This is a genomic window from uncultured Dysosmobacter sp. (assembly GCF_947631165.1).
Classification (GTDB): domain Bacteria; phylum Bacillota; class Clostridia; order Oscillospirales; family Oscillospiraceae; genus Oscillibacter.
Genome location: NZ_CANRKH010000042.1, coordinates 1 through 19,976 on the forward strand (window position 1 = coordinate 1; position 19,976 = coordinate 19,976).

Annotated in this window: 15 protein-coding genes and 1 pseudogene; 6 read left to right on the forward strand and 10 right to left on the reverse strand. The window is 57.2% G+C overall.

What is annotated here, in order from left to right; genetic code table 11:
* The 3 genes from Q0Z69_RS14230 to Q0Z69_RS14240 all read left to right on the forward strand — a co-directional run.
* Nucleotides 1-657 (forward strand): CHAP domain-containing protein (locus Q0Z69_RS14230; protein ID WP_298034978.1); only part of this gene is annotated, 657 nt, incomplete at its 5' end.
* 12 nt (nt 658-669) lie between these two features.
* Complete coding sequence (locus Q0Z69_RS14235; protein WP_298034982.1) at nt 670-2,634, forward strand: hypothetical protein; 1,965 nt, start codon at nt 670-672, stop codon at nt 2,632-2,634.
* Nucleotides 2,635-2,645: 11 nt separating this feature from the next.
* Nucleotides 2,646-9,749 (forward strand): LPD38 domain-containing protein, encoded by a 7,104-nt coding sequence (locus Q0Z69_RS14240; RefSeq protein ID WP_298034983.1) that lies wholly within the window; start codon nt 2,646-2,648, stop codon nt 9,747-9,749.
* 66 nt (nt 9,750-9,815) lie between these two features.
* On the opposite strand, the pseudogene Q0Z69_RS14245 reads toward Q0Z69_RS14240, so the two are convergent.
* Together Q0Z69_RS14245 and Q0Z69_RS14250 are read right to left on the reverse strand one after the other, a co-directional pair.
* Nucleotides 9,816-10,013 (reverse strand): annotated as a pseudogene (locus Q0Z69_RS14245) (manganese catalase family protein); the annotation flags it as partial.
* On the reverse strand, nt 10,013-10,471 hold the full coding sequence (locus Q0Z69_RS14250; protein WP_298034986.1) for a spore coat protein CotJB: 459 nt from the start codon (nt 10,469-10,471) through the stop codon (nt 10,013-10,015). The pseudogene Q0Z69_RS14245 and the gene Q0Z69_RS14250, both read right to left, overlap by 1 nt.
* 188 nt (nt 10,472-10,659) lie before the next feature.
* Between Q0Z69_RS14250 and Q0Z69_RS14255 the strand changes: the two genes are divergently transcribed.
* The 3 genes from Q0Z69_RS14255 (at nt 10,660) to Q0Z69_RS14265 (ending at nt 14,094) form a co-directional block, all read left to right on the forward strand.
* Nucleotides 10,660-11,385: an N-acetylmuramoyl-L-alanine amidase gene (locus Q0Z69_RS14255; RefSeq protein ID WP_298034989.1), complete on the forward strand. Its 726-nt coding sequence runs from the start codon at nt 10,660-10,662 to the stop codon at nt 11,383-11,385.
* The gene (gene radA / locus Q0Z69_RS14260; RefSeq protein WP_298034992.1) at nt 11,382-12,758 is read left to right on the forward strand and encodes a DNA repair protein RadA; all 1,377 of its coding nucleotides are present in this window, start codon (nt 11,382-11,384) and stop codon (nt 12,756-12,758) included. Before Q0Z69_RS14255 ends, radA begins: the two co-directional genes overlap by 4 nt.
* 322 nt (nt 12,759-13,080) lie before the next feature.
* Nucleotides 13,081-14,094 (forward strand): tyrosine recombinase XerC, encoded by a 1,014-nt coding sequence (locus Q0Z69_RS14265; protein WP_298034995.1) that lies wholly within the window; start codon nt 13,081-13,083, stop codon nt 14,092-14,094.
* Between the two features lie 122 nt (nt 14,095-14,216).
* Here Q0Z69_RS14265 and Q0Z69_RS14270 read toward each other — a convergent pair whose 3' ends face one another.
* The 8 genes from Q0Z69_RS14270 to Q0Z69_RS14305 form a co-directional block, all read right to left on the reverse strand.
* Complete coding sequence (locus tag Q0Z69_RS14270) at nt 14,217-15,899, reverse strand: glycosyl hydrolase family 18 protein (protein WP_298034997.1); 1,683 nt, start codon at nt 15,897-15,899, stop codon at nt 14,217-14,219.
* Between the two features lie 78 nt (nt 15,900-15,977).
* Nucleotides 15,978-16,499: an amidase domain-containing protein gene (locus Q0Z69_RS14275; RefSeq protein WP_298035000.1), complete on the reverse strand. Its 522-nt coding sequence runs from the start codon at nt 16,497-16,499 to the stop codon at nt 15,978-15,980.
* 161 nt (nt 16,500-16,660) lie between these two features.
* Nucleotides 16,661-17,398, reverse strand: a complete 738-nt coding sequence (locus tag Q0Z69_RS14280; protein WP_298035003.1) for a YebC/PmpR family DNA-binding transcriptional regulator — start codon at nt 17,396-17,398, stop codon at nt 16,661-16,663.
* 14 nt (nt 17,399-17,412) lie between these two features.
* Nucleotides 17,413-18,195: a Nif3-like dinuclear metal center hexameric protein gene (locus Q0Z69_RS14285; RefSeq protein ID WP_298035006.1), complete on the reverse strand. Its 783-nt coding sequence runs from the start codon at nt 18,193-18,195 to the stop codon at nt 17,413-17,415.
* Nucleotides 18,179-18,886, reverse strand: coding sequence for a class I SAM-dependent methyltransferase (locus Q0Z69_RS14290; protein ID WP_298035009.1), 708 nt, complete (start codon nt 18,884-18,886; stop codon nt 18,179-18,181). Before Q0Z69_RS14290 ends, Q0Z69_RS14285 begins: the two co-directional genes overlap by 17 nt.
* 83 nt (nt 18,887-18,969) lie before the next feature.
* On the reverse strand, nt 18,970-19,176 hold the full coding sequence (locus Q0Z69_RS14295; protein WP_298035011.1) for a DUF1858 domain-containing protein: 207 nt from the start codon (nt 19,174-19,176) through the stop codon (nt 18,970-18,972).
* 282 nt (nt 19,177-19,458) lie between these two features.
* The gene (locus Q0Z69_RS14300; protein WP_298035014.1) at nt 19,459-19,740 is read right to left on the reverse strand and encodes a zinc-ribbon domain containing protein; all 282 of its coding nucleotides are present in this window, start codon (nt 19,738-19,740) and stop codon (nt 19,459-19,461) included.
* A gap of 38 nt (nt 19,741-19,778) precedes the next feature.
* A partial coding sequence (locus Q0Z69_RS14305; protein WP_298035017.1) for a sigma factor-like helix-turn-helix DNA-binding protein occupies nt 19,779-19,976 on the reverse strand: 198 nt, incomplete at its 5' end.

The window sequence follows — 19,976 nt, forward strand, 5'->3', positions numbered from 1 at the left end:
GCCCGGGCAGAGCTGGGATACCGGGAAGCCCCGGCAGGCTCCAACAGGACCAAATACGGGGCATGGTACGGCCTGAACGGGTATCCCTGGTGCATGATGTTCGTGCAGTGGGTATTCGCCCAGGCGGGCGTGCCGCTGCCTGTCAGGACCGCCTCCTGCGGCCAGTTCCTGGGGGCGGCCCGGGCGGCGGGACAGTGGGTGACGGGCGGATACCGGCCAGGGGACGTGGTGATCTACGATTTTCCCGGCGGCGCAGCCACGGACCACTGCGGCCTTGTGACAGCGGCGCTGCCGTCCGGCGTGCGGGCCATTGAGGGCAACACGTCCGGCAAGAGCGATTCCAACGGCGGCGAGGTCATGGAGCGCATCCGCTCCAACAAATACATCCTGGGCGCGTGGAGGCCCAAATTTGACGGGGAGGAGACCATGGTTTACAAATATCTGAAGGACATCCCGGAGAAGTTCCGGCCGGTCATCGGGCAGCTGATGACCGCCGGGATCATCCAGGGCGACGGCAGCGACCCGGAGGGCAACGGCGACGTCATCGACCTGACCCATGAGCAGGTGCGGACGCTGGTGTTCGTCTACCGGGGCGGCGGCTTTGACCGGAAGCTCCAGTCCGCGGGGATGGAGACGGCCCTGGAACAGGAAGTGTAAGGGGGGAAGGGCATGGGCTATTACGATCCCAACAAGGACTATTCCCTGGCCATCAAGCAGGCCAAGGACAGCGGGGCCAGCGCGTCGGAGATCAGCAGGCTCCAGTCGGAGCGGCAGAACAAGATCGACGCCAAGTACGGCGGCAAGGACCCCTACAAGGGCAAGAGCGACATCATGGGCAGCGGCAGCTCCAAGGGAAGCAGCAGGGATGTGGAGGACGCGGTGAAGGACACCTGGGACCGGGTCTATTCCGGCGGCTCCAAGGAGCTGACAAAGGGTCCCGGCTATGTGACCGGCGGCTATACGCCGGGGGCCGCCTATGGCACGCCCATGCTGGCGGACAATCCCTATTACAAGAATCCGGTGAGCGGGTCCGGGGCGGACATGAGCCGCCGCCCGGACCTGGCGGGGAGCTACGCCGTATCCAACGGCTACACCGTCTTTTACGACGAGGACGGGTACGCCGTGAAGGCCAGGAAGGGCGTGACGGACTACACGCCCCACCGGGACATCAACGCCGAAAACGGGACCTATAACCAGAGCGGGGCCTGGTCGGACAATGAGGTGCTGACGGCGGCGGACCGGCAGCGCATCCAGGATATCCGCGCCCGGATGCAGGCGGGGCAGCTCAGCGGGGACGAGGCCAACCGGTTGGCCAATGAGATCCGCAGCGGCTACGGCTACACCATCGACAAGGCGGGCAATGTGACGGACCTGGGGGCGCTGAGCAGCGTGGACGCGCGGCGGCGGGCCTGGGGCCTGCCCACCAACGACGTGAGCGCCGAGCAGCAGAACTACCTGAATCTGATGTTTCCTGAGCAGGGGACCAGGGACAGCGGGGCGCTGCTGGGCTCCCTGTACGAACTGAACCAGGGCACGTATCAGCCACAGGGCGGCGGGACCGCCCCCGGCGTTTCTGCTCCCGGCACGGATATCATGTCCTTTGAGGACTTCCTGAACAGCAGCGGCTACAGCCAGTACTCCGACGCCACACAGGCGGCTATCCGGGCGGCGGTGCAGAACGCCGTGAGAGGCTATCAGGACCAGATCGACACCGCCAACGAGGAGACCAACGAGCTGGCCCGGCAGGCGTACATCAACAAGATGCTGGGAGAGAAGAACCTGGATCAGAAGCTCCGTGTGAATGGATATGCCGGCGGCATGGCGGACAGCCAGCGGATCGCCACGGAGACAGCCTATCAGAACAACCTGACGGAGCTGGAAAAGCAGCGGCTGGCAACCGTGAAGGAGCTGCAGAGTGCCATTGTCAATGCCCAGCTCACCGGCGATATGCAGACGGCCCAGGAGCTGGCCAGCTATCTCCAGAATATCCAGGGCCAGTGGTCGAATTACGTACAGAGCCAGCAGCAGATGGCGAACCAGAACTACTGGAACCAGCAGAACCTGAACAGCCAGAACATGGAGAGCGCCAGGACCTACGCCCTGAACCTGCTGGCGTCCGGCATCATGCCGGACAGCTCCACGCTGACGGCGGCGGGCATCTCCGCGGGTGAGGCGGCAAGCATCCTGGGATCGGCGGCGGGAGGGACCCAGACGGCCACGCCCACCGTGACGGGCACACGGAGCGGCACATACGGCGGCTTCAACAACGGCAGCCTGTCCAGCAGCCAGATCCAGGAGCTGCAAAAATATTACGGCGTGAGCGCCGACGGCCTTTGGGGGAGCCGGTCGCAGGCAGCCGCCGGAGGCATGACGGCGGATCAGGCGTGGGCGAAGTATCAGAATGACCAGGGCGGCAGGGTCGCGCCTTTGGACTACGCGACGGTCAAGGCCAATTCGGAGTCCGGCGCTTACGGTCCCGCTTACAACATGGTGCTGAGCGATATCCAGTTCAAGCGGGCCAAGGGGGCGGACCCGGAGACCCTGGCGGTGGTGCTGGAGAACGCTCTGGACAGCAACCGGATCACCCAGGCCGGGGCGGAGAGCATCATGCAGGCCCTGGGGATGGCGATGTAAGGAGGTACAGGATGGAAAGCGCGGTCGAACGGCTGAGAAGAAAGGTATATGGGGAACAGGAGGGCTCTGCGGAGCCCTCTTCCGCTATCAAGCGATTGCAGAACAAGGTGTATGGCGGCGGCACACAGCCCGCCGCGCCGAAGCGCATGACAGACATCAGCGGCGAGGCGTGGACCAGGGCCACGCCCGCGCAGACGCAGACACCGAAGCAGAAAGCACAGGACGTGAAGGCCCAGACCATCCAGCTGCAAAACCAGCGGCGGCAGGCCCAGGCGGACCTGGACACCGGCGCGATCATGGACATCGACAGGAAGATGAAGGAGCTGCGGGTAGCGGCTGAGAAAAAAGTGGTCCGCACATCAGATACTTCCGGCGGCATTTCCGGCAGCAGGCCTCTGCACAGGGAGGCATCCGGCAAAAGCGGCGGTCGGTCGGGCACCGCGCCGTTCAGCGCCGGAAAGCTTGCTATGGGAGCCTTGGCCAAGGGCGGGGACGAATTTGCGACCGGGGTCACTTCCTCGCTTGCCTGGCTGGAGAAGAACACAGTTGGGGCGCTGCTGCCCGGCGCCGCAACGCCGTTGCAGGATATCAACCAGCATTTCCAAAAGGCCAAGCAGACCAACGAGGAATACTTTGCGCCCAATGTGGAGGCCGGAGGCAAAGCGGCGGCTATCGCAGACCAGTACGGGACCATGACGGCAGCGGCGATCCCAAACGCGGTCCTGGCCATGATGGCGGCTCCGGCCAAAGCCGCGCAGACGGGGATGCAGGCTGCTCCTGGGGTCACCAATACGCTGCGGACGGCATTGCTGAGGATGGGGAAGGACCCCCAGCTGTGGAACAGCTTCTTTCAAACTGCCGGAAAAAGCTATGAGGCGGCAAAGGCAGACGGGGCAAGCGACAGCAAAGCGAACCTCTACGCCCTGGGGAACGGCCTGCTCAACGCGGCTGTTGAAGTGGGCGGCGGTATCGAGACCCTACCGGCTGAAATGCAGGCGGGGAAGGGCGCGGTCAAAGCCTGGATCGAGAGCATGGTGGACGAGGGCAGGGAGGAGGTCGTACAGGGCATCCTGGAGCGCGGCCTGCAAAATCTGATCTACCAGAAGGAGAATCCCGTTTTCTCGACGCAGGATGAAAATGCCATTCTGAATCCAAGGACCGCGCTGGAGGAGTTCAAGGGCGGAGCCGTTGTAGGCGGCATCCTGGGCGGTGGTCAGGCGCTTTTGAACTCGGCGGTGCAAAAGGGTAGGTACATCGACCTGGGCGGCGCTGTGGAAGGTGTCGGTAAAAAAGCAGACAGCGGGGATATCATGCCGAAGCTGGACCCGGATGGAAGCCTTGCGTGGAGCAAAAAACTAGAAAGTATTGCGCCTGAAAGGCAAAATTCCTTTACACAGGCGAGGGAGATTGCAAAACGTTTTGGCGCTGATCTGACAGTGGACAAGCTGGCGAATGGAGCGGCGGGAGAGTATCAGAACAATGTGATAACCATCGACCCGGCGGCGGCAAATCCCGTCCGTCAGGTGCTGGTCCACGAGCTGACCCACCACATGGAGACCAGCGGCCTGTATAGACAGTTTTCTCAGCGGGTCATGTCCTTTATCGCGGAGGACCTGGGCGCGGACGTGGACGCGCTGCAGAGTGACGTGCAGCAGATCTATCGGGACAACGGCGTGGAGCTGGATGAGGACGGCGCCAGCCGGGAAATGGTGGCCAAGTTCGCGGAGGACTATCTGTTCCAGGATGAACGGAGCATCCGGCGGCTCTTGCAGACGGACCGCAATCTGTTCCAGAGAATCTATGATTGGATCCGGGATGCTGTCGCCAAAGTGCGGGGAACCAGTGAGGAGCGCTTCCTGATCGACGCCCAGCGGCTGTATGAGAAGGCCCTACGGAGCGCGGGAGAGCAGGCCGGAGCCGGAGCGGCACAGAATACCTTTGCGGGGGCCAATGCCCGGACTGCGGACCTGAGAGCCTTGCAGACGGCCCAGGAGATGGAGCGGCAGGGAATGGCCGCCGATGCCATCCATCGTGAAACGGGCTGGTACCGGGGCATGGATGGGAAATGGCGCTGGGAGATCGACGACAGCGGGATGCGCACTGCCCGAACGGACGCACCAGGGACGACCAGACTGGGGGACTATATCCAGCATGAGGAGTTGTTCGGTGCTTATCCGGAGCTAAAGAATGTGCAGGTGCGGTTTGCAGACCTTAAAGCAGGAGACCATGGATCCTTTGATCGGTTTACTAATACCATTACCTTGAATCAGTTACTGAAAAGCGCTCCGGATGACACCTTAATTCATGAGGTGCAGCACGCTATTCAGCGGGCAGAGGGATTCACCGGTGGGGCCAGCCCTGGATACTGGGAGATCATGACCCAGAGCGCAGATGATTGGGTCGATACACGGGTATTGCAGCGCAGAAAAGAAAAGATCGTCCAGCGCATGAGCGAGTTGGGCGACTCTGTTGGATTGGAGGCATATAATGATAAGCTCCTTGCTCAGGAAATGGATGGAGAAATCACCAGTGAACAGGCAGACCTGCTGGAAAAGGAATTTATTCAGAAAAATATCCCAGAGTATGCGAAACTCCAGGAGGAACTGTATGGAGACATTTACCAGAAGCTCAAAGAAATAAATGCCAGAAAGCCGGACGCAGAGTCGCTGTACCGCAACACCGCCGGAGAGATCGAGGCCCGGGACGCGGCGGCCAGGCGAGGGCTGACGGCGGAGGAGCGGACCTTGAAAATGCCCCGGCTGGGGGACGAAAATACGGTGTTTGCGGATCACGGTGGGGCAGCGCAGGATTATATTCCCGGTGTGATTAAACCGGATACAGTGCGGCAGGGAATCCAAACTGTGGCGCAGATGGATCCGGTGGCCGCCGTGCAGGGAACCGAGTTTGCAAAGGGGGAGATCGACCTGGTATCTCAGGTCACAAATTTCTTTGATGCCTTGGGAAACATGGTGTTTAATCCGCAATTGGGTGATGTGAAGCTGACCCGGAATGGCATAAAGGCCGATATTTCCCATGGAATCGGCAGAAAAAAGGCCGCCGCATTTGCGGCGGTGCCTAGCGTATTGGCAAGTGGACACGTTATTGATTACCAGACAAATTGGAAGGGAAGGGGATATGATACCGCCGTGGTAGCTGCCCCAATTACCATTGGCGGTGAGAATTATTTAGCAGGTGTTGTTCTGAATCGGAGTCAGCAGGAAAACAGCTTTTATGTACATGAGGTGCTGATAACGGAAAAAGGAACAGCGCCCTTCAAGACCGGGGGCCGCAAAAGCGGAGATCCCGGAGGCGATGTTCCTTCTGTACTTAGTTTATTGCAAAAGGTGCAGGAAGTCAAGAACAAACGCCTGGCAACGGAAGATATTATGCCCAAGTTGGATGACGGGCAATTCTCCATGGGGCCGTCTTTGCGGGAACTGATGCAGAATCAGCGGGACGGTGTGGAGCTGGGATCCGGCGGACAGCTCCGCATGAGGGGCTTTCCGGAGGTGAGAATGCCGATGCTGGATGAGCGCACGCCGGAATTTGAAGGAAGCAGCCGGACGGCGGAACGAAGGGCCATTCCAGGCGACACAGAGGCGGAGGGATATATGGACGCTCTGGCACGGGACGAAAACGACCTCATAGACCCTGTGACTCCGGCGGATCATGTTTATGATGCCAGGATGCGGGCTTTGCAGCAGGAGGAGGCGCCGCCGGAAACCAGCCAGATACCTGTTTCCAAGCATGATATGGATGAGCTTATCCAGCTTTATCAAGACGCTGCGACACCAATCAGTACGGCACGGGACGCCAGATTTGAAGCGTCCGAGGGCTTGGTCAGCGCCGGGACAAAGGCGCAGCGAAAGAGCGCGGGAGAGGGATTGTCCGAAGCCCGAAGTTATTTCATGCGGAAGATGGTGGATGCGGGAGACAGTGTGACCCGGATGGGGAAAGCCGTGGGGGATAAATACCTGTATTCCTTTTACAACATGGCCCGTTCCTCTGCCTCGGCCGGCGTCAACATGATCCAGGGGGAACAGACAGATATTACCGGCAAGCGGGTAGGGGAGAGCTTGAACAGCATTTTTAAGCCCATCCGGGCAAAAGGCGAGAAATACTATGAGCTATTCCAAACCTACATGTTCGACCTCCACAACATCGACCGCATGAGCCTGGTATCCGGTGAGAATACGGCGAAGCTGGAAGCGGAGATGGCGCTGCGGGAGTTTGACAGGGACAATCCCGATGTGGCACAGCTGACGGAGGCCCGCTTACAAAGAAAGGCCAACAGCATCGACGCTGAGGAAGCGGCGTTGGCAAAGGAGCGCCTGCGCTTGCTGCGGAAACTGAATCAGGCGGATGCGATGGGCAACAAGCCGGTATTTGGATGGGAGCTGACGGCAGAGATGAGCCAGGAGCGGTCTGACCGCCTTCTGCGGGAACACCCGGAGTTTGCCCAGTATCAGAAGCAGGTGCGGGCATATGTGAAGAATCTGATGCAGTATCGGGTGGACAGCGGCCTTATGACGCAGGAGGACGCGGCTTTCCTGGAGAAATACTATCCGAACTATGTACCGACCTTCAGGCAAACGGAGAAGGTCCCGAGAGGCCGAGACATCAAGTCGGTGCAGATCGGCAGGACTATTGGGCTTGCCCAGGGGGGGAACCAGAAGCTTGTGCCGCTGCATGAGGCGCTGGGAAAGCAGACTATGCAGGTGGTCCGGGAGGGCAGTAAGAACCGCTTCGGCGCCCGCCTGTTGGAGGACTACCAAAGCAGCAGCCGCTCGGAAAAGGTCAAAAGATACATACTCGACGCGCAGGAATACACGTCCGATTTCAGTACGGAGACCTTTGACCAGCAAGAAACCGGATTCAGAAAGGAGAATACCTTTACAGTCTATAAGGACGGGAAAAAATATGAATTGAAGGTGGATCCGTCCATGTTTGACGCCGTAAAGGCGCTGTCTCCGGACGCGCAGGAGAGCAACACCATCGTCAAAGCCATTCGGGCAGGAAACAACCTGTTCAAGGCCCTGGTAACGGGCTATAATCCCACATTTACTGTGCGGAACACTGTGCGAGACCTCCAGACAGCAGGGCTGTACAGCCGGGATGCCGCGGCGTTTGCGAGGAACTATCCACTGGCGCTGAAGGAGATTGCCAGTGACAGCGCATTCTGGAAGCAGTACAAAGCCCTTGGCGGATCCTTTTCCTCTGTTTTTGACTATCAGACCGGAACGGTAAAGGAGGCAAACGGAAAAATCGCTAAAATGGCAGCCAAGATGGAAGCGCTGAACATGGCAATGGAACAGGCACCGCGTCTGGCGGAATTCATGTCTGTGGTCAAAACTGGGGACGGCTCCATGGAGAACCTGATGGACGCCATGCACGCGGCGGCGGATGTGACGGTGAACTTTGGACGGGCCGGGACGCTGGGAAAGGTATTGAACGCAAACTTTGTGCCTTTCCTGAATCCGGGCATCCAGGGCTTTGACAAAATGGTGCGCCGGGTCACAGAGACCAGGGGGGCCAAGGAGTGGGCAAAGCTGGCTGTCCGAGCGGCGGTGCTGGGTATCGTGCCGACGGTTTTGAATAATCTGCTGTACGGAGATGACGATGAATGGGAAGATTTGAAGGAAAGCGACAAGGATACCAATTACCTCTTTAAGATCAAAGGCGGTATCTGGTTGAAAATCCCAAAGGGCCGGGAACTTTCCATCCTTGGCATGACCGCAGACCGCATTCAGGATATTTCAAATGGGAAAGATGTGGACTGGGGAGATTTTATTACCACCGTGGGAAACCAGGTAGCGCCCGCCAATCCACTGAAAACCAATATCGTGTCTGCCTTTGTGGATACAGACCTGTTTGACCCGTCCAGTCCGGGAAAAACATGGTATGGCGGAGATATTGAAAGTCAGCGCCTCCGCAATTACGCACCGGGAGAACGCTATGACAGTTCCACAGATGTGTTTTCTAAATTCATCGGAAAGCAGTTGGGACTATCCCCCAAGAAAATCAATTATCTGCTGGACCAGTACACCGGCGTGGTGGGGGATTTCGTCCTGCCTTTGCTGACACCCCAAGCGGAACGAAATATGTTTTCCAAGGCATTTTTAGTAGACAGCGTGTCCAGCAACAAGATCAGTGGGGAGTTCTACGACATGAGCGACGATCTGACCTACGCTAAGAATGGAGGAGATGCTGTAGCTAAGGTGGTAAGTCGTTTCTGGAGCAAACAGCAGTCTGCCTGTTCAGATATTTATGGGGAGATCCGGGATATCGAAGAATCGGACATTTCGGACGCAGAGAAGAAACGGAAAGTCCGGGAAGCCAGGGCGGTCTTGAACGGCATTCAGCAGAATGCCCTGAGATGTTTGGAGACTTATCAGGTATCTGTAAAGAGGCATTTAAAAGGAAACTCTGACGAGGCATTGGACAGGGCGTACCGGGAGGCAAACCGGGAATGCTTTGGGGCGGAATATGCAATTGAGGTATACAGCAAGGATGTATACGAGAAAGCACAGCAGGCAAACCAGAACGGCGTGCCATATGACGAATACTACACCTATTATTTTGATACGAAGGACTTTGAGACAAAGAACGGCAAGAGTTCCAACACGCAAAAAATGGAGTATTTGGAGAGCGCAGACCTTAGTGAGAAGTCGAAAGCAGAGATATACTTTGCAAGCCTGGCCAGCGACAGCGACCTGCAAAAGCAGACAGAGCTGGAGACCTCCAGCGGGATTACGCCGGTGCAGTACTGGAAGTATAAGGCGGCAACCACTGGACTGGAAGCGGATCGGGACGCCAACGGGAAGAGCATTTCCGGTTCTAAAAAACGGAAGGTGCTGGACGCAATCAACCGTATGGACATTACCGTTGCGCAGAAAGACGCACTGTATTTTGCAAACGGCTGGGCAAAGAGCACCCTGAGCGACGCGCCGTGGTATGATATTGCACCAAAGCTGACAGCATCCGGCGGCGAAAGCAGACAGGGGAAAGTCACAACAAAAGTGCCGGACATCATGCCGAAATTGACCGGTGGGTACGGGATTGATAAATTTGGGCTTGATAAATTTGGGCTTGATAAGTTTGGAATTGGGCGGTAAAATAGAAAAAAGCATAAGAATCCCTGCTGATTTCAGCAGGGATTCTTATTTCTATTTTCGTGGGGCTAATTCTTCTGTTCCGATATCGGTCAACAATCCCTTCAGCTCTGCCCAGGGCATGGAATAACGCTGGCTCAAATAGCGCAGGGAAGCGCCCAGCTCACCGTCCGGGCCACCATACTGGCTGATAATCACCGCCGCCAGCTTTGGATTGGTATTTTTGATCTTAACGGGATATTGCAGCTTCTTCTCATAGACAAACATCAGTCATTCCCTCCTATATCCCAGGGCCACGGGTCGTTCAGCCAGGCGTAGCCATCCTCCGGGGTCAGATCGCTGCTCATCAGAGGGCCGTACATCTTCTGATATTTCTCCCGGCCCTCCTTGGCCAGCTTGATATAGGACCAATAGAGCTGCAAAACCTCCTGGTCATTTGCGTGGGTATCCAGGTAAAGATTCAGCTCCTTGATGGCAAAGTCCAAGGCCATCAGCTCCACCAGGGCGGTGTTGGCCAGCTTGGTCTTTGCCTGGATGGCCGCCTTGAAGGGCAGGTTCAGGCCGGGGAAGAGTGTCCCGGTCTCCAGGGCTTCCATTCGGCTGTACCGAACGGGATTGTTGTCCTGCATCGGGATATAGGGAAATGCCAGCGGCGCACAGGTCCCCGGCAGGGAGCCTTTATCAATGCCGCACGGCGTAGAAACAGTTTGATCGGGTTTTTCCATTGGATATCGATGCCTCCTTTGGAATGGTCGGTGCGCGGTTCTGCGCACTCAAGCCATCCTATGCCGCCGACGGGATCGGCGTTCCGTCAACAGCAGGGGAGTCCCTCTTGATTTCAGTGGAAAAAAAAGCTATAATCAAAAACATATAGGATAAGCAGGCAGGCATAGTCTCCCTAGGGGTGTTGCCAATGATCCTTCTGTTGCGCATGAGTAAACGGAGCCTTGCTGCCTGCTTCTGCTGCTTTTTGGCTGTGCTGGCCTGGGTGATCTTCGCGGGCCATCACCAGACATTCTTGCCGGTATTTGCCGCCTCGGAGAGCAGTCCAGTATTCATCATCGATCCAGGTCACGGTGGGGAAGACGGCGGAGCCGTGTCGCCGGACGGCGTGGCGGAGAGCCATTTAAACCTGGCCGTGGCGCGGCAGGTCAGCGATCTGCTGCGGCTGCTGGGTCAGCAGACTGTCATGACCCGTACGGAGGACGTGACCATCTGCGATCCGGATCTTGCCACTATTCGGCAGCGGAAGGCTTCGGATCTGAAAAACCGGGTAGCCTTGGTGAACGGCACGGAGAACGCCCTGCTGGTCAGCATCCACCAAAACAGCCTGCCATCCTCGACCGTGACTCATGGCGCGCAAGTTTTCTGGAACCGGCAGGAGGGGGCGGAAGCCATGGCAGAGCGTGTCCAGGAAGCGCTGAACAGCACTGTCAACGCTGGCAACGAAAAAAAGGCCCGCCAGATCCAACCTACCATTTACCTGATGAAGCACGTAACAGCGCCGGGCATCCTGGTAGAGTGCGGCTTTCTCTCCAACAAAGAGGAGACTCTGCGGCTGCAGGACCCGGCCTATCAGCGGCGCATCGCCGCTGCGGTGGCCGCTGGCTGCCGCCTTTCCAGGGAGGAACTTCCATGAAACAAAAGACCATGTTTTTTTGCACAGAATGTGGAAATGAGACAGCAAAGTGGGCGGGGAAGTGCCCCGCCTGCGGCGCTTGGAATACCATCGTGGAGCAGCCGGAGCGTCCAAGAACCGGCTCCAGAAGCGGGGGAAAGATATCTGCTGTTCCCGTGACTCGCCGGGCCTGTCCGGTGACGGACCTCCGCGCCGACGAAGAGATCCGGTTTCCCACCGGCATGAGGGAACTGGACCGAGTCCTGGGCGGAGGCGCGGTCAAAGGCTCTCTGGTGCTGGTGGGCGGCGCTCCCGGCATCGGAAAATCGACGCTGATGCTGCAAATCTGCAGCAAGCTTTGCGAGTTCTCGAAAGTGCTGTATGTATCCGGTGAGGAATCAGAGCACCAGTTAAAATTGCGTGCTAAACGTTTACGTGCGGAAAATAACAGCCTGTACGTCATCTCTGAGACCAGCTTGGGAGATGTGTTGGAATCCGTCGCCGCAGAACAGCCGGATATTCTGATCGTGGATTCCATCCAAACACTATATGATGAAGGGCTGGATTCGCCCGCGGGCAGCGTCAGCCAGGTGAAGGACTGCACCATGGCCTTGATGCAGCTGGCCAAGGGGCAAGGTGTGACTGTGTTCGTCATCGGCCACGTCAACAAGGAAGGCTCCATTGCCGGTCCCAAGGTGCTGGAGCACATGGTGGACTGTGTGCTGTATTTCGAGGGAGACCGGCACACCTCATACCGCATCCTGCGGGCAGCCAAAAACCGCTTTGGCGCCACCAATGAGATCGGCGTCTTTGAGATGCGGGACGCGGGCCTGGAGGAAGTGGAGAATCCCTCGGAAATGCTGCTGTCCGGCCGTCCTGACGACGCTCCAGGCACCTGTGTCACCTGTGTGATGGAGGGCGTCCGGCCAGTGCTGGCGGAGATCCAGGCACTACTCGTGTCCTCTTCGGGAGGAACGCCCCGACGGACCAGCAATGGATTCGATTATAACCGCGCATCTATGCTGTTGGCAGTGTTGGAAAAGCGGGGCGGCTTAAAAGTGTCCGCCTGTGACGCCTATTTGAACATCATTGGCGGCCTTTGGCTGGACGAACCTGCCGCTGATCTTGCGGCAGTGGTGGCCCTGGCCTCCAGCTATCTGGACCGCCCGGTTCCCAGCGGCATGGTAGCCATTGGGGAGGTAGGACTGACTGGAGAGCTGCGGAGCGTCAATCATCTGGCCCAGAGAATCTCTGAGGTCCAGCGGCTGGGTTTTCAGAGCTGCGTGGTGCCGGCTCATCGAGCGGAGCATCTCGGCAGCTTTCCGGGTCTGCGGCTGATCCCAGCCCGCAATATCGGTGAGGCGATCCGAGCCGCTTTGCGTCCGTCGGAATAAAGTGGATGCAGGCGCCGCCCAAGGACGGCAACCCGGCAGCAGCCGCGCTGTCCAACGTGCATACGCCGTCGCATTGATAAACACATTCGCTGGTGCATGGGATCAGGCTCATGATGCATCATCCATTTCTGTTCGGATTTGTATCGGGTTCACAGATAGCTTGCCGCAAACGCCTGATTTTATGTCCATGCTGAGAGCGCTATGCAGAAGGGAGGTTTTGCAGGGATATGATTAATTGAACAAAATAATAATTTTGTTCAATATAGGGGAGGGAAAATAGGCTCCAAAGCCCTTTCTAAACGGTTTATCCCGCCAATGCCTTATGACTGATTACCGTACTGAAGCGCCGGATATCCTGCGGGACTTCCTGTCGTATCATGAAACCATCAAAGCTCATTCCAAACGGACCGTCGATGAATACTTTCTGGATCTGCGGAATTTCTTCCGTTATTTAAAGCAGCTCCGTGATCCGGCGCTCCGGGACAAGCCGCTGGACGAGATCGACATCCTGGATGTGGATCTGGCGTTCGTGTCCAGCGTGACCCTGACGGACATTTATGGCTACATGACTTATCTCAGCCGTGACCGCATCCAGCATCAGAATAGTCCCAACTCTGATTACGGTCTCAATGCCGCGTCCAGAGCCAGGAAAATCGCCACGATCCGCTCGTTCTACAACTACTTGACCAATAAGACTCACCAACTTCGTGAAAATCCTGTCAAAGATATCGATTCTCCAAAGCTGAAGAAATCACTGCCAAAATACCTGACTTTAGATGAAAGCATTCAGCTTTTGAACACTGTTGATGGCAAGAATCAGGAGCGGGACTACTGTATCCTGACGCTGTTCCTCAATTGCGGGCTTCGGATCTCCGAGTTGGTCGGCCTGAATGTCACGGACATTCAAGGTGACGCCCTGCGGGTCCTGGGAAAAGGCAACAAGGTCCGCATCCTCTATCTCAATGACGCCTGTCAGGACGCGCTGAAGCACTATCTGGCAGTGCGGCGGCCCATTTCCGGTCGGGACCAAAACGCGCTGTTCCTGTCATCCCGCAACGAGCGCATCAGCCGCTCCATGGTCCATGCCATGGTGAAAAAGCGCTTGGGCGCCGCCGGGATCGACAGCACCCAGTATTCCTCCCATAAGCTACGCCATACCGCCGCCACGCTGATGCTGCAAAATGGCGTGGATGTCCGGGCGGTCCAAGAGGTCCTGGGACACGACCACTTGAACACCACGGAAATTTACACCCATATCGATAACGAATCTCTTCGCGTGGCTGCAAAGGCAAATCCCTTGTCACGTGTGAAGCAGCCAAAGAAAAAGGAAGATTGAAAAAGCACCGTATGGAATGGCTGATACCCATTCCATACGGTGCTTTTTCAAAAGTGAGGCCCTCTTCCCTTTTATACTAATTCTCAATAAAACGATTAAATCTTTTTTATCAAGAAATAGTATTACACCAGCAGCCCGCTCCAGTCATAATTGGCGTACTGTGGAATCAGCCCCAGCCGCCAGATAGAGACGCCGGTAACACCCAACAGTTTGGCAGCGTTCAGGGCAATCTGAACGCTCTCTTCGTCCTGATACCATAGGAAATACCGCCCGCCGTCCTCTGTGGTATAGATGGCATAGGGCTGTTGATACGTACTGGACCAGTGATACTCCGTGTCCGGCTGGGCCAGACGCTTCGCCACAGTGTTAGTGGCAGGATACACCGGCGTGCTGGAGACCAGCTTGCCAGTCTCGTCAATCTGCCATGCGGTGGCTTTCGCGCTGAAGCCCAGCACGATTTTTGAAGTGTCAGGCACCGCCTCCGCCAGATTCTTCAGCCCCAAGTAGACCTGATCGATGGGAGCCGTTGCGGCAGTTTGATGGTAGGTCCCGCCCAGGAACTGGCTCATATCCTGGGTGTCATAGTCATAGGCCATCAGAATAACTTTGTCTGCCAGAGACCCAATGGCTCCATAGTCATAACCGTCGTACCAGGCCCCGTCATAATAGCCGCTGCTGAGCACCGGGGATACACAAACGTACAGGGACTTCTCCAGCGCCTCCAGTTCTCGGTCCAACTCTGACAAAAAGGAGATGAAGTCCGCTTTCTGAGCGCCGCGCAAGCCCTCAAAATCAATGGTGACGCCGCTGTATGGACTTTTACCGATGGTCTTGTAATCCACTGTCACCTCGTTTACGATCTGCTCTACAGCTTGGCGTCTGCCGCTCTCTGAGGCCAGCATCACCTTGAGGCTGTCGCCGGACATAAATACACTGAGGTGCAGGGGTACACGATTTTCTTCCAGAGCGGAAGTGACCTCTTGATAGCCACTGGGAATGGCATACTCGTTGCCGTTTGCGCTGGTGGTGACCAGCAGGGCGGTCTCTCCATCCCAGGTCATGCGGCTCCACCCGGCGCTGACAGCATCCATTTCTTCCGCCAGATTCAGCTGGCTGTGGGAGGAGATGGCGTAGAAACCGTGGACAAAATCCGTCTCCTGATGGAGCTTTTCATAGATTCGCACCAGCATGGCTGCCGCCTGAGCCCGGGTGGCGGTGGCATTGGGAGCGAAGGTAGTGGCCGTGGCTCCCTTGGTCATGCCGATAGCGTAGGCCACAGAGATAAAGCCCTCGTTTCCCTGGGGCAGGTCCGTGAAGGGCAGGCTGCCGTGGAGAATTTCATAGGCATCGGAAAATGGGAAGCTGGAACTGTTGAGGGCTGCTGCCGCGGTTTCTAGTCCCAGGGCCCGCACCAGCAGCTCCGCCATCTCTCCCCGGGTGACGGAATCATTGGGACGGAAGGCAGTGCCAGAGCCGGTGACATCATGGGCCGCCGCAGTCTCAATGGCAGTGTACCAGGTGCTCTCCGCCGGAACGTCCGTGTAAGTCGCCGTCACCGGGGTCTCCGTCTCCCAGCCCATCATCCGCACCAAGACCGCGGTAAACTGGGCGCGGGTCATAGAGTTGGAGTAGCCGAATATCGTATCGGTATACCCGTTCATCAGGCCGTAGTCCACCGCCTTTTGGACTTCTCCCGCCAGAGAACTGCCGGCGGGAATATCGGTATAGCCTGCGGCAGAGGCCATGGGTGCCATCAGCGACGACGCCAGCACCAGGGCCAGCAGGCAGATAAGCAGTTTTTTCATGGAGATATCCTCCCTCGTTAGAATATCCCCATCATACCATTTTCCGGAAAGCCTTTGTGAATAATCCTTAAATTTTCCCTATGGCCGCATAACACCAATGATATGGATAAACCGGATATCCCGGTATTCATAGCTGGACAGAGGCCTGTTATCAGCGTCATAGCTGTGGGCCGCCACCAGTACATTGTCGGCAGTGATGGGCCATCCGGTGGACACCACAATGGGCGAATGCTGGAACTCCTCACCCTTGAAGGAAAGCTGGATCAGATCTCCAGGCCGCAGATCCTCCAGAGCGCAAGGCTCTCCGGCCGGCCCCACCGACGGTTCACGGCGGGTCAGGAAATTGTAGAGATATGGGACCCCCGTCCAGGCGGGAGCTTTCTGATTGGCGTCGATATAGTACCAGCCATAGGTGGGCGTGAAATTCATGATGCCGCTTCCGGCAAAAATGCACTGGGAGGCAAAATTGGTGCAGTCGCCTCCCAGCTTTTCGTAATCATAAAAGGCCGGATTCCGGCCATAGGCCCAGCGATGGGCGTACAGCACCGCCGCGGCCCGATCATAGTCCTGAGAAAAACGCACAATGGATCCCCCCTTCATTTTCAAAGTATGCGGACCGCTGGAAATAGGTGTAAAAGTTAGGATAGTTGTTGTCACTCGCCAACTTATAAACAAAAGTTTAGTTTTGTTGAATCATTGACTAAAAAAGAGAAAGCGGCGATATGCCGCTTTCTCTTTTTCTGATCTGTCAGAAATCAAGCTCAATCGTTGTCCCAGTTGTGCCAGACGTTCTGCACATCGTCGCTGTCCTCCAGCATATCGATGAGCTTCTCCATATTCTTCACGTCGCCTTCATCGCTGAGAGTGATGTAGTTCTGGGGAACCATTTCGATCTCCGCGCTGACAAAACTGTATCCCTTCCCTTCCAGAGCTTTCACCACATCGTTGAAAGCGTCGGGATCGGTGGTGATCTCCAAAGCGGCACCGTCGGCCTCAAAGTCCTCGGCACCGGAGTCCAGAGCATCCATCATAACGGTGTCCTCGTCCAGCTCGCCCTCCTCATTGTCAATGACGATAACGCCCTTCTTGTCAAAGGACCAGCTGACGCATCCCTGCGCGCCCAGATTGCCGTTGCATTTGTCAAAGGCGTGGCGCACCTCGGGGGCGGTGCGCTGGCGGTTGTCGGTCAGAGCCTCCACGATGACGGCCACGCCGCCAGGACCGTAGCCCTCATAGGTAACAGCCTCAAAGTTCTCTGTGCTGCCGGCGCCCAGCGCCTTATCGATGGTACGCTTGATGTTCTCGTTGGGCATGTTCACAGCCTTGGCCTTGGCAATGACAGTGGCCAGGCGGGAGTTGTTGGCAGGGTCGCCGGAGCCACCGCCCTCTTTCACGGCCACGATGATCTCTTTGGCGATCTTGGTAAAGGCCGCAGAACGCTTGGCGTCCTGAGCGCCCTTAGTTTTTTGGATGTTATGCCACTTGGAATGTCCAGACATAGTGATATTCTCCTTCAAACAATGTACTGTATCACTTCCCGATGGGAAGCGGACTTGAAAACAAACAGTTCCGGGAACTGATCTGTCAAATATGTGACCAGCGTTTCACAGATGGGGTCCTCCGTTGGGAAATGGCCCGCGTCGATGAGGTTGAGTCCCTTCCATTCCGCGTCCAGAAAATCGTGGTAGGAAAGGTCAGAGGTGACAAAGGTATCGCACCCGGCGGCAATGACCAGCTGCTGGAAATCGCCGCAGGCACCGCCGCCCACCGCGACCCGGTGAACAGGCCTGCATCCGGAGAACCGGACGCCATTACTGCCCAAAGCGCTGCAAACGTAAGCGGCAAACTCCTGTAAAGGCATTTCGCCTGTCAATGTTCCAACCCGGCAGAGCTGTGCTTCGTCGTCCGGCAGAGGCCCAGGGTCGATCAGCTTCAGTACTTCCGTCAGCCGGTCGTTGACCCCTCCCTTGGCTGTATCCAGATTGGTATGCATGCAGATGGCCGCGACGCCATTTGTCAGCAGCTTCATCAGCAGATGGCCCTGGGGCGTATCGCTGCGGACAGTCTGCACCGGCAGCCACTTGCAGTTCATCACCGGATGGTGGCTGACGATCAGCTCACATCCCGCCGCGATGGCTTCATCAGCCACGGCTTCTGTAATATCCAGGGCCACGCAGACCCGGGAGACCTGACGCTCCGGATCCCCCAGCAGCTGGCCCACATTGTCCCAGTCCATGGCCCCTGCTTTCGGCGCCAGTGCAAACAGGCACTGTTCAATTTCACGGACAGTTGGCATGGCGCCACTCCTCTCGCATCGCCAGCAGGGCAGTGAGGACATCCCTCAGCCCCTCGGCCTTTTCCCGGTCCGCTGGTACTCCCGAGCGGTTCAGTCCCGCCACGGCGCCCTGCAGCCGGATGATCTTTTCAAGGATGTACTTCTCCCCCAAAGGGTCGTGGAGCAGCTTCGCGCCGCCCCACAGCTGCCCCAGAGACAGGGCCATAGCGCCGCCCTGGACCTCCATCACAGGATAGAGAATGCTCCGGTCCATCACCAGCGCCTCCCGCTGGATCGCGTAGCCATGATCCGCCAAAAAGCGCCGCAGCTCCTCGGCCCGGGTCTGGGGCTGTAGCAGCAGGGTGTGGCAACCGTCCGCTGTCCAGGGGGCGGCGGACAGGATCGCGGCGATATTCTCTCCGCCCATACCGGCAATCACGATGGTGTCGGCCTCCTCCGGGCTGATAAAAGCCAGACCGTCGCCCAAGCGGTAGTCGATGTTCTGGGCGCCATAGGTCCGTCCGGTCTCCCTGGCCCGCTCCAGCGGGCCTTTCCGCAGGTCACTGGCAATGGCACAGCTCACGCGGCCGCGGAGCGACAGCCACACGGGCAGATAGGCGTGGTCCGTGCCAACATCAGCGAGCTTTGTGCCAGGCGGGACCCAGCTGGCTATCAGCGCAAGTCTGGGAGGCAATTCAAAACGCTTCGGCATCACAGAATCCTTTTCAAGAACTGGTTTGTTCCATGGAAGGACGCATACGGAGCTTCCGTATGCGTCCACCGCGGTCAATTTGGTTACTGCGCCTTGTTGGCTTCCTCGTTCACCAGGGCCAGCAGCTTTTCCACATCCACACCATGGACCATGCAGGCCTCTTCCACAGTCTCTCCGCGAGAGGAGGGGCAGCCCAGGCAGTGCATGCCGATGGACAGGAAAATAGGAGCGGTATGGGGCGCGATATCCAGGATGTCACCAATAATGGTGTCTTTTGTGATGTTGATCATAAGAGGTCCTCCAATATATAAATTTTACGGTGGTATTATACGCTATTATGAGCTGAAGTTCAAGAGATAAACAAGAAATTTCACAGCTTTTGCGAAGTCATGCAGTTCAGACAGCCATAGCGCAAACTCCCACAGCCAGCCGCTGTCCGTACGGATATCTAGGAAAGCTGTGAAGCAAAGATGCGGGCTGTGCGGTCAAAAGCACTGCCTTGGCAATATTCCATAAAAAACGGCGTCCGTTTTCACGGACGCCGTTTTGGTGCAAGAGACGTGTCGCTCTATTTATCTCTGCTCGTCGCGCATCTTGGCGAAGCACTCGCTGCAGTAAACAGGACGGTCAGACTTCGGCTCGAAGGGAACCTTGGCCTCGCCGCCGCAGGCAGCGCAAACAGCAGTGAAGTACTCGCGAGGGCCGCGGGCGGCGTTCTTGCGGGCATCACGGCAGGCCTTGCAGCGCTGAGGCTCGTTCTGGAAGCCGCGCTCAGCATAGAACTCCTGCTCACCGGCGGTGAACACGAACTCCTGGCCGCACTCTTTGCACACTAAAGTCTTGTCTTCGTACATGATTTTACCCTCTCTTTGAAAAGAAAAATATATTGCGTTCAGCTTCCGCTGAAATCGCCGGAAAGTAATTGCTGCGCTACCTTGCGCCGAATACGCTGCACAGCGTTGTCCACGGACTTTGGGGGCTTGCCTACCGTCTTGGCAATTTCCCTGCAAGAAAGACCGTCTAAATAGTACCCCAAAATCTTCGCTTCAAATTCGGACAACTGTTTCCGGACACCGGATAAGAGGGCTGC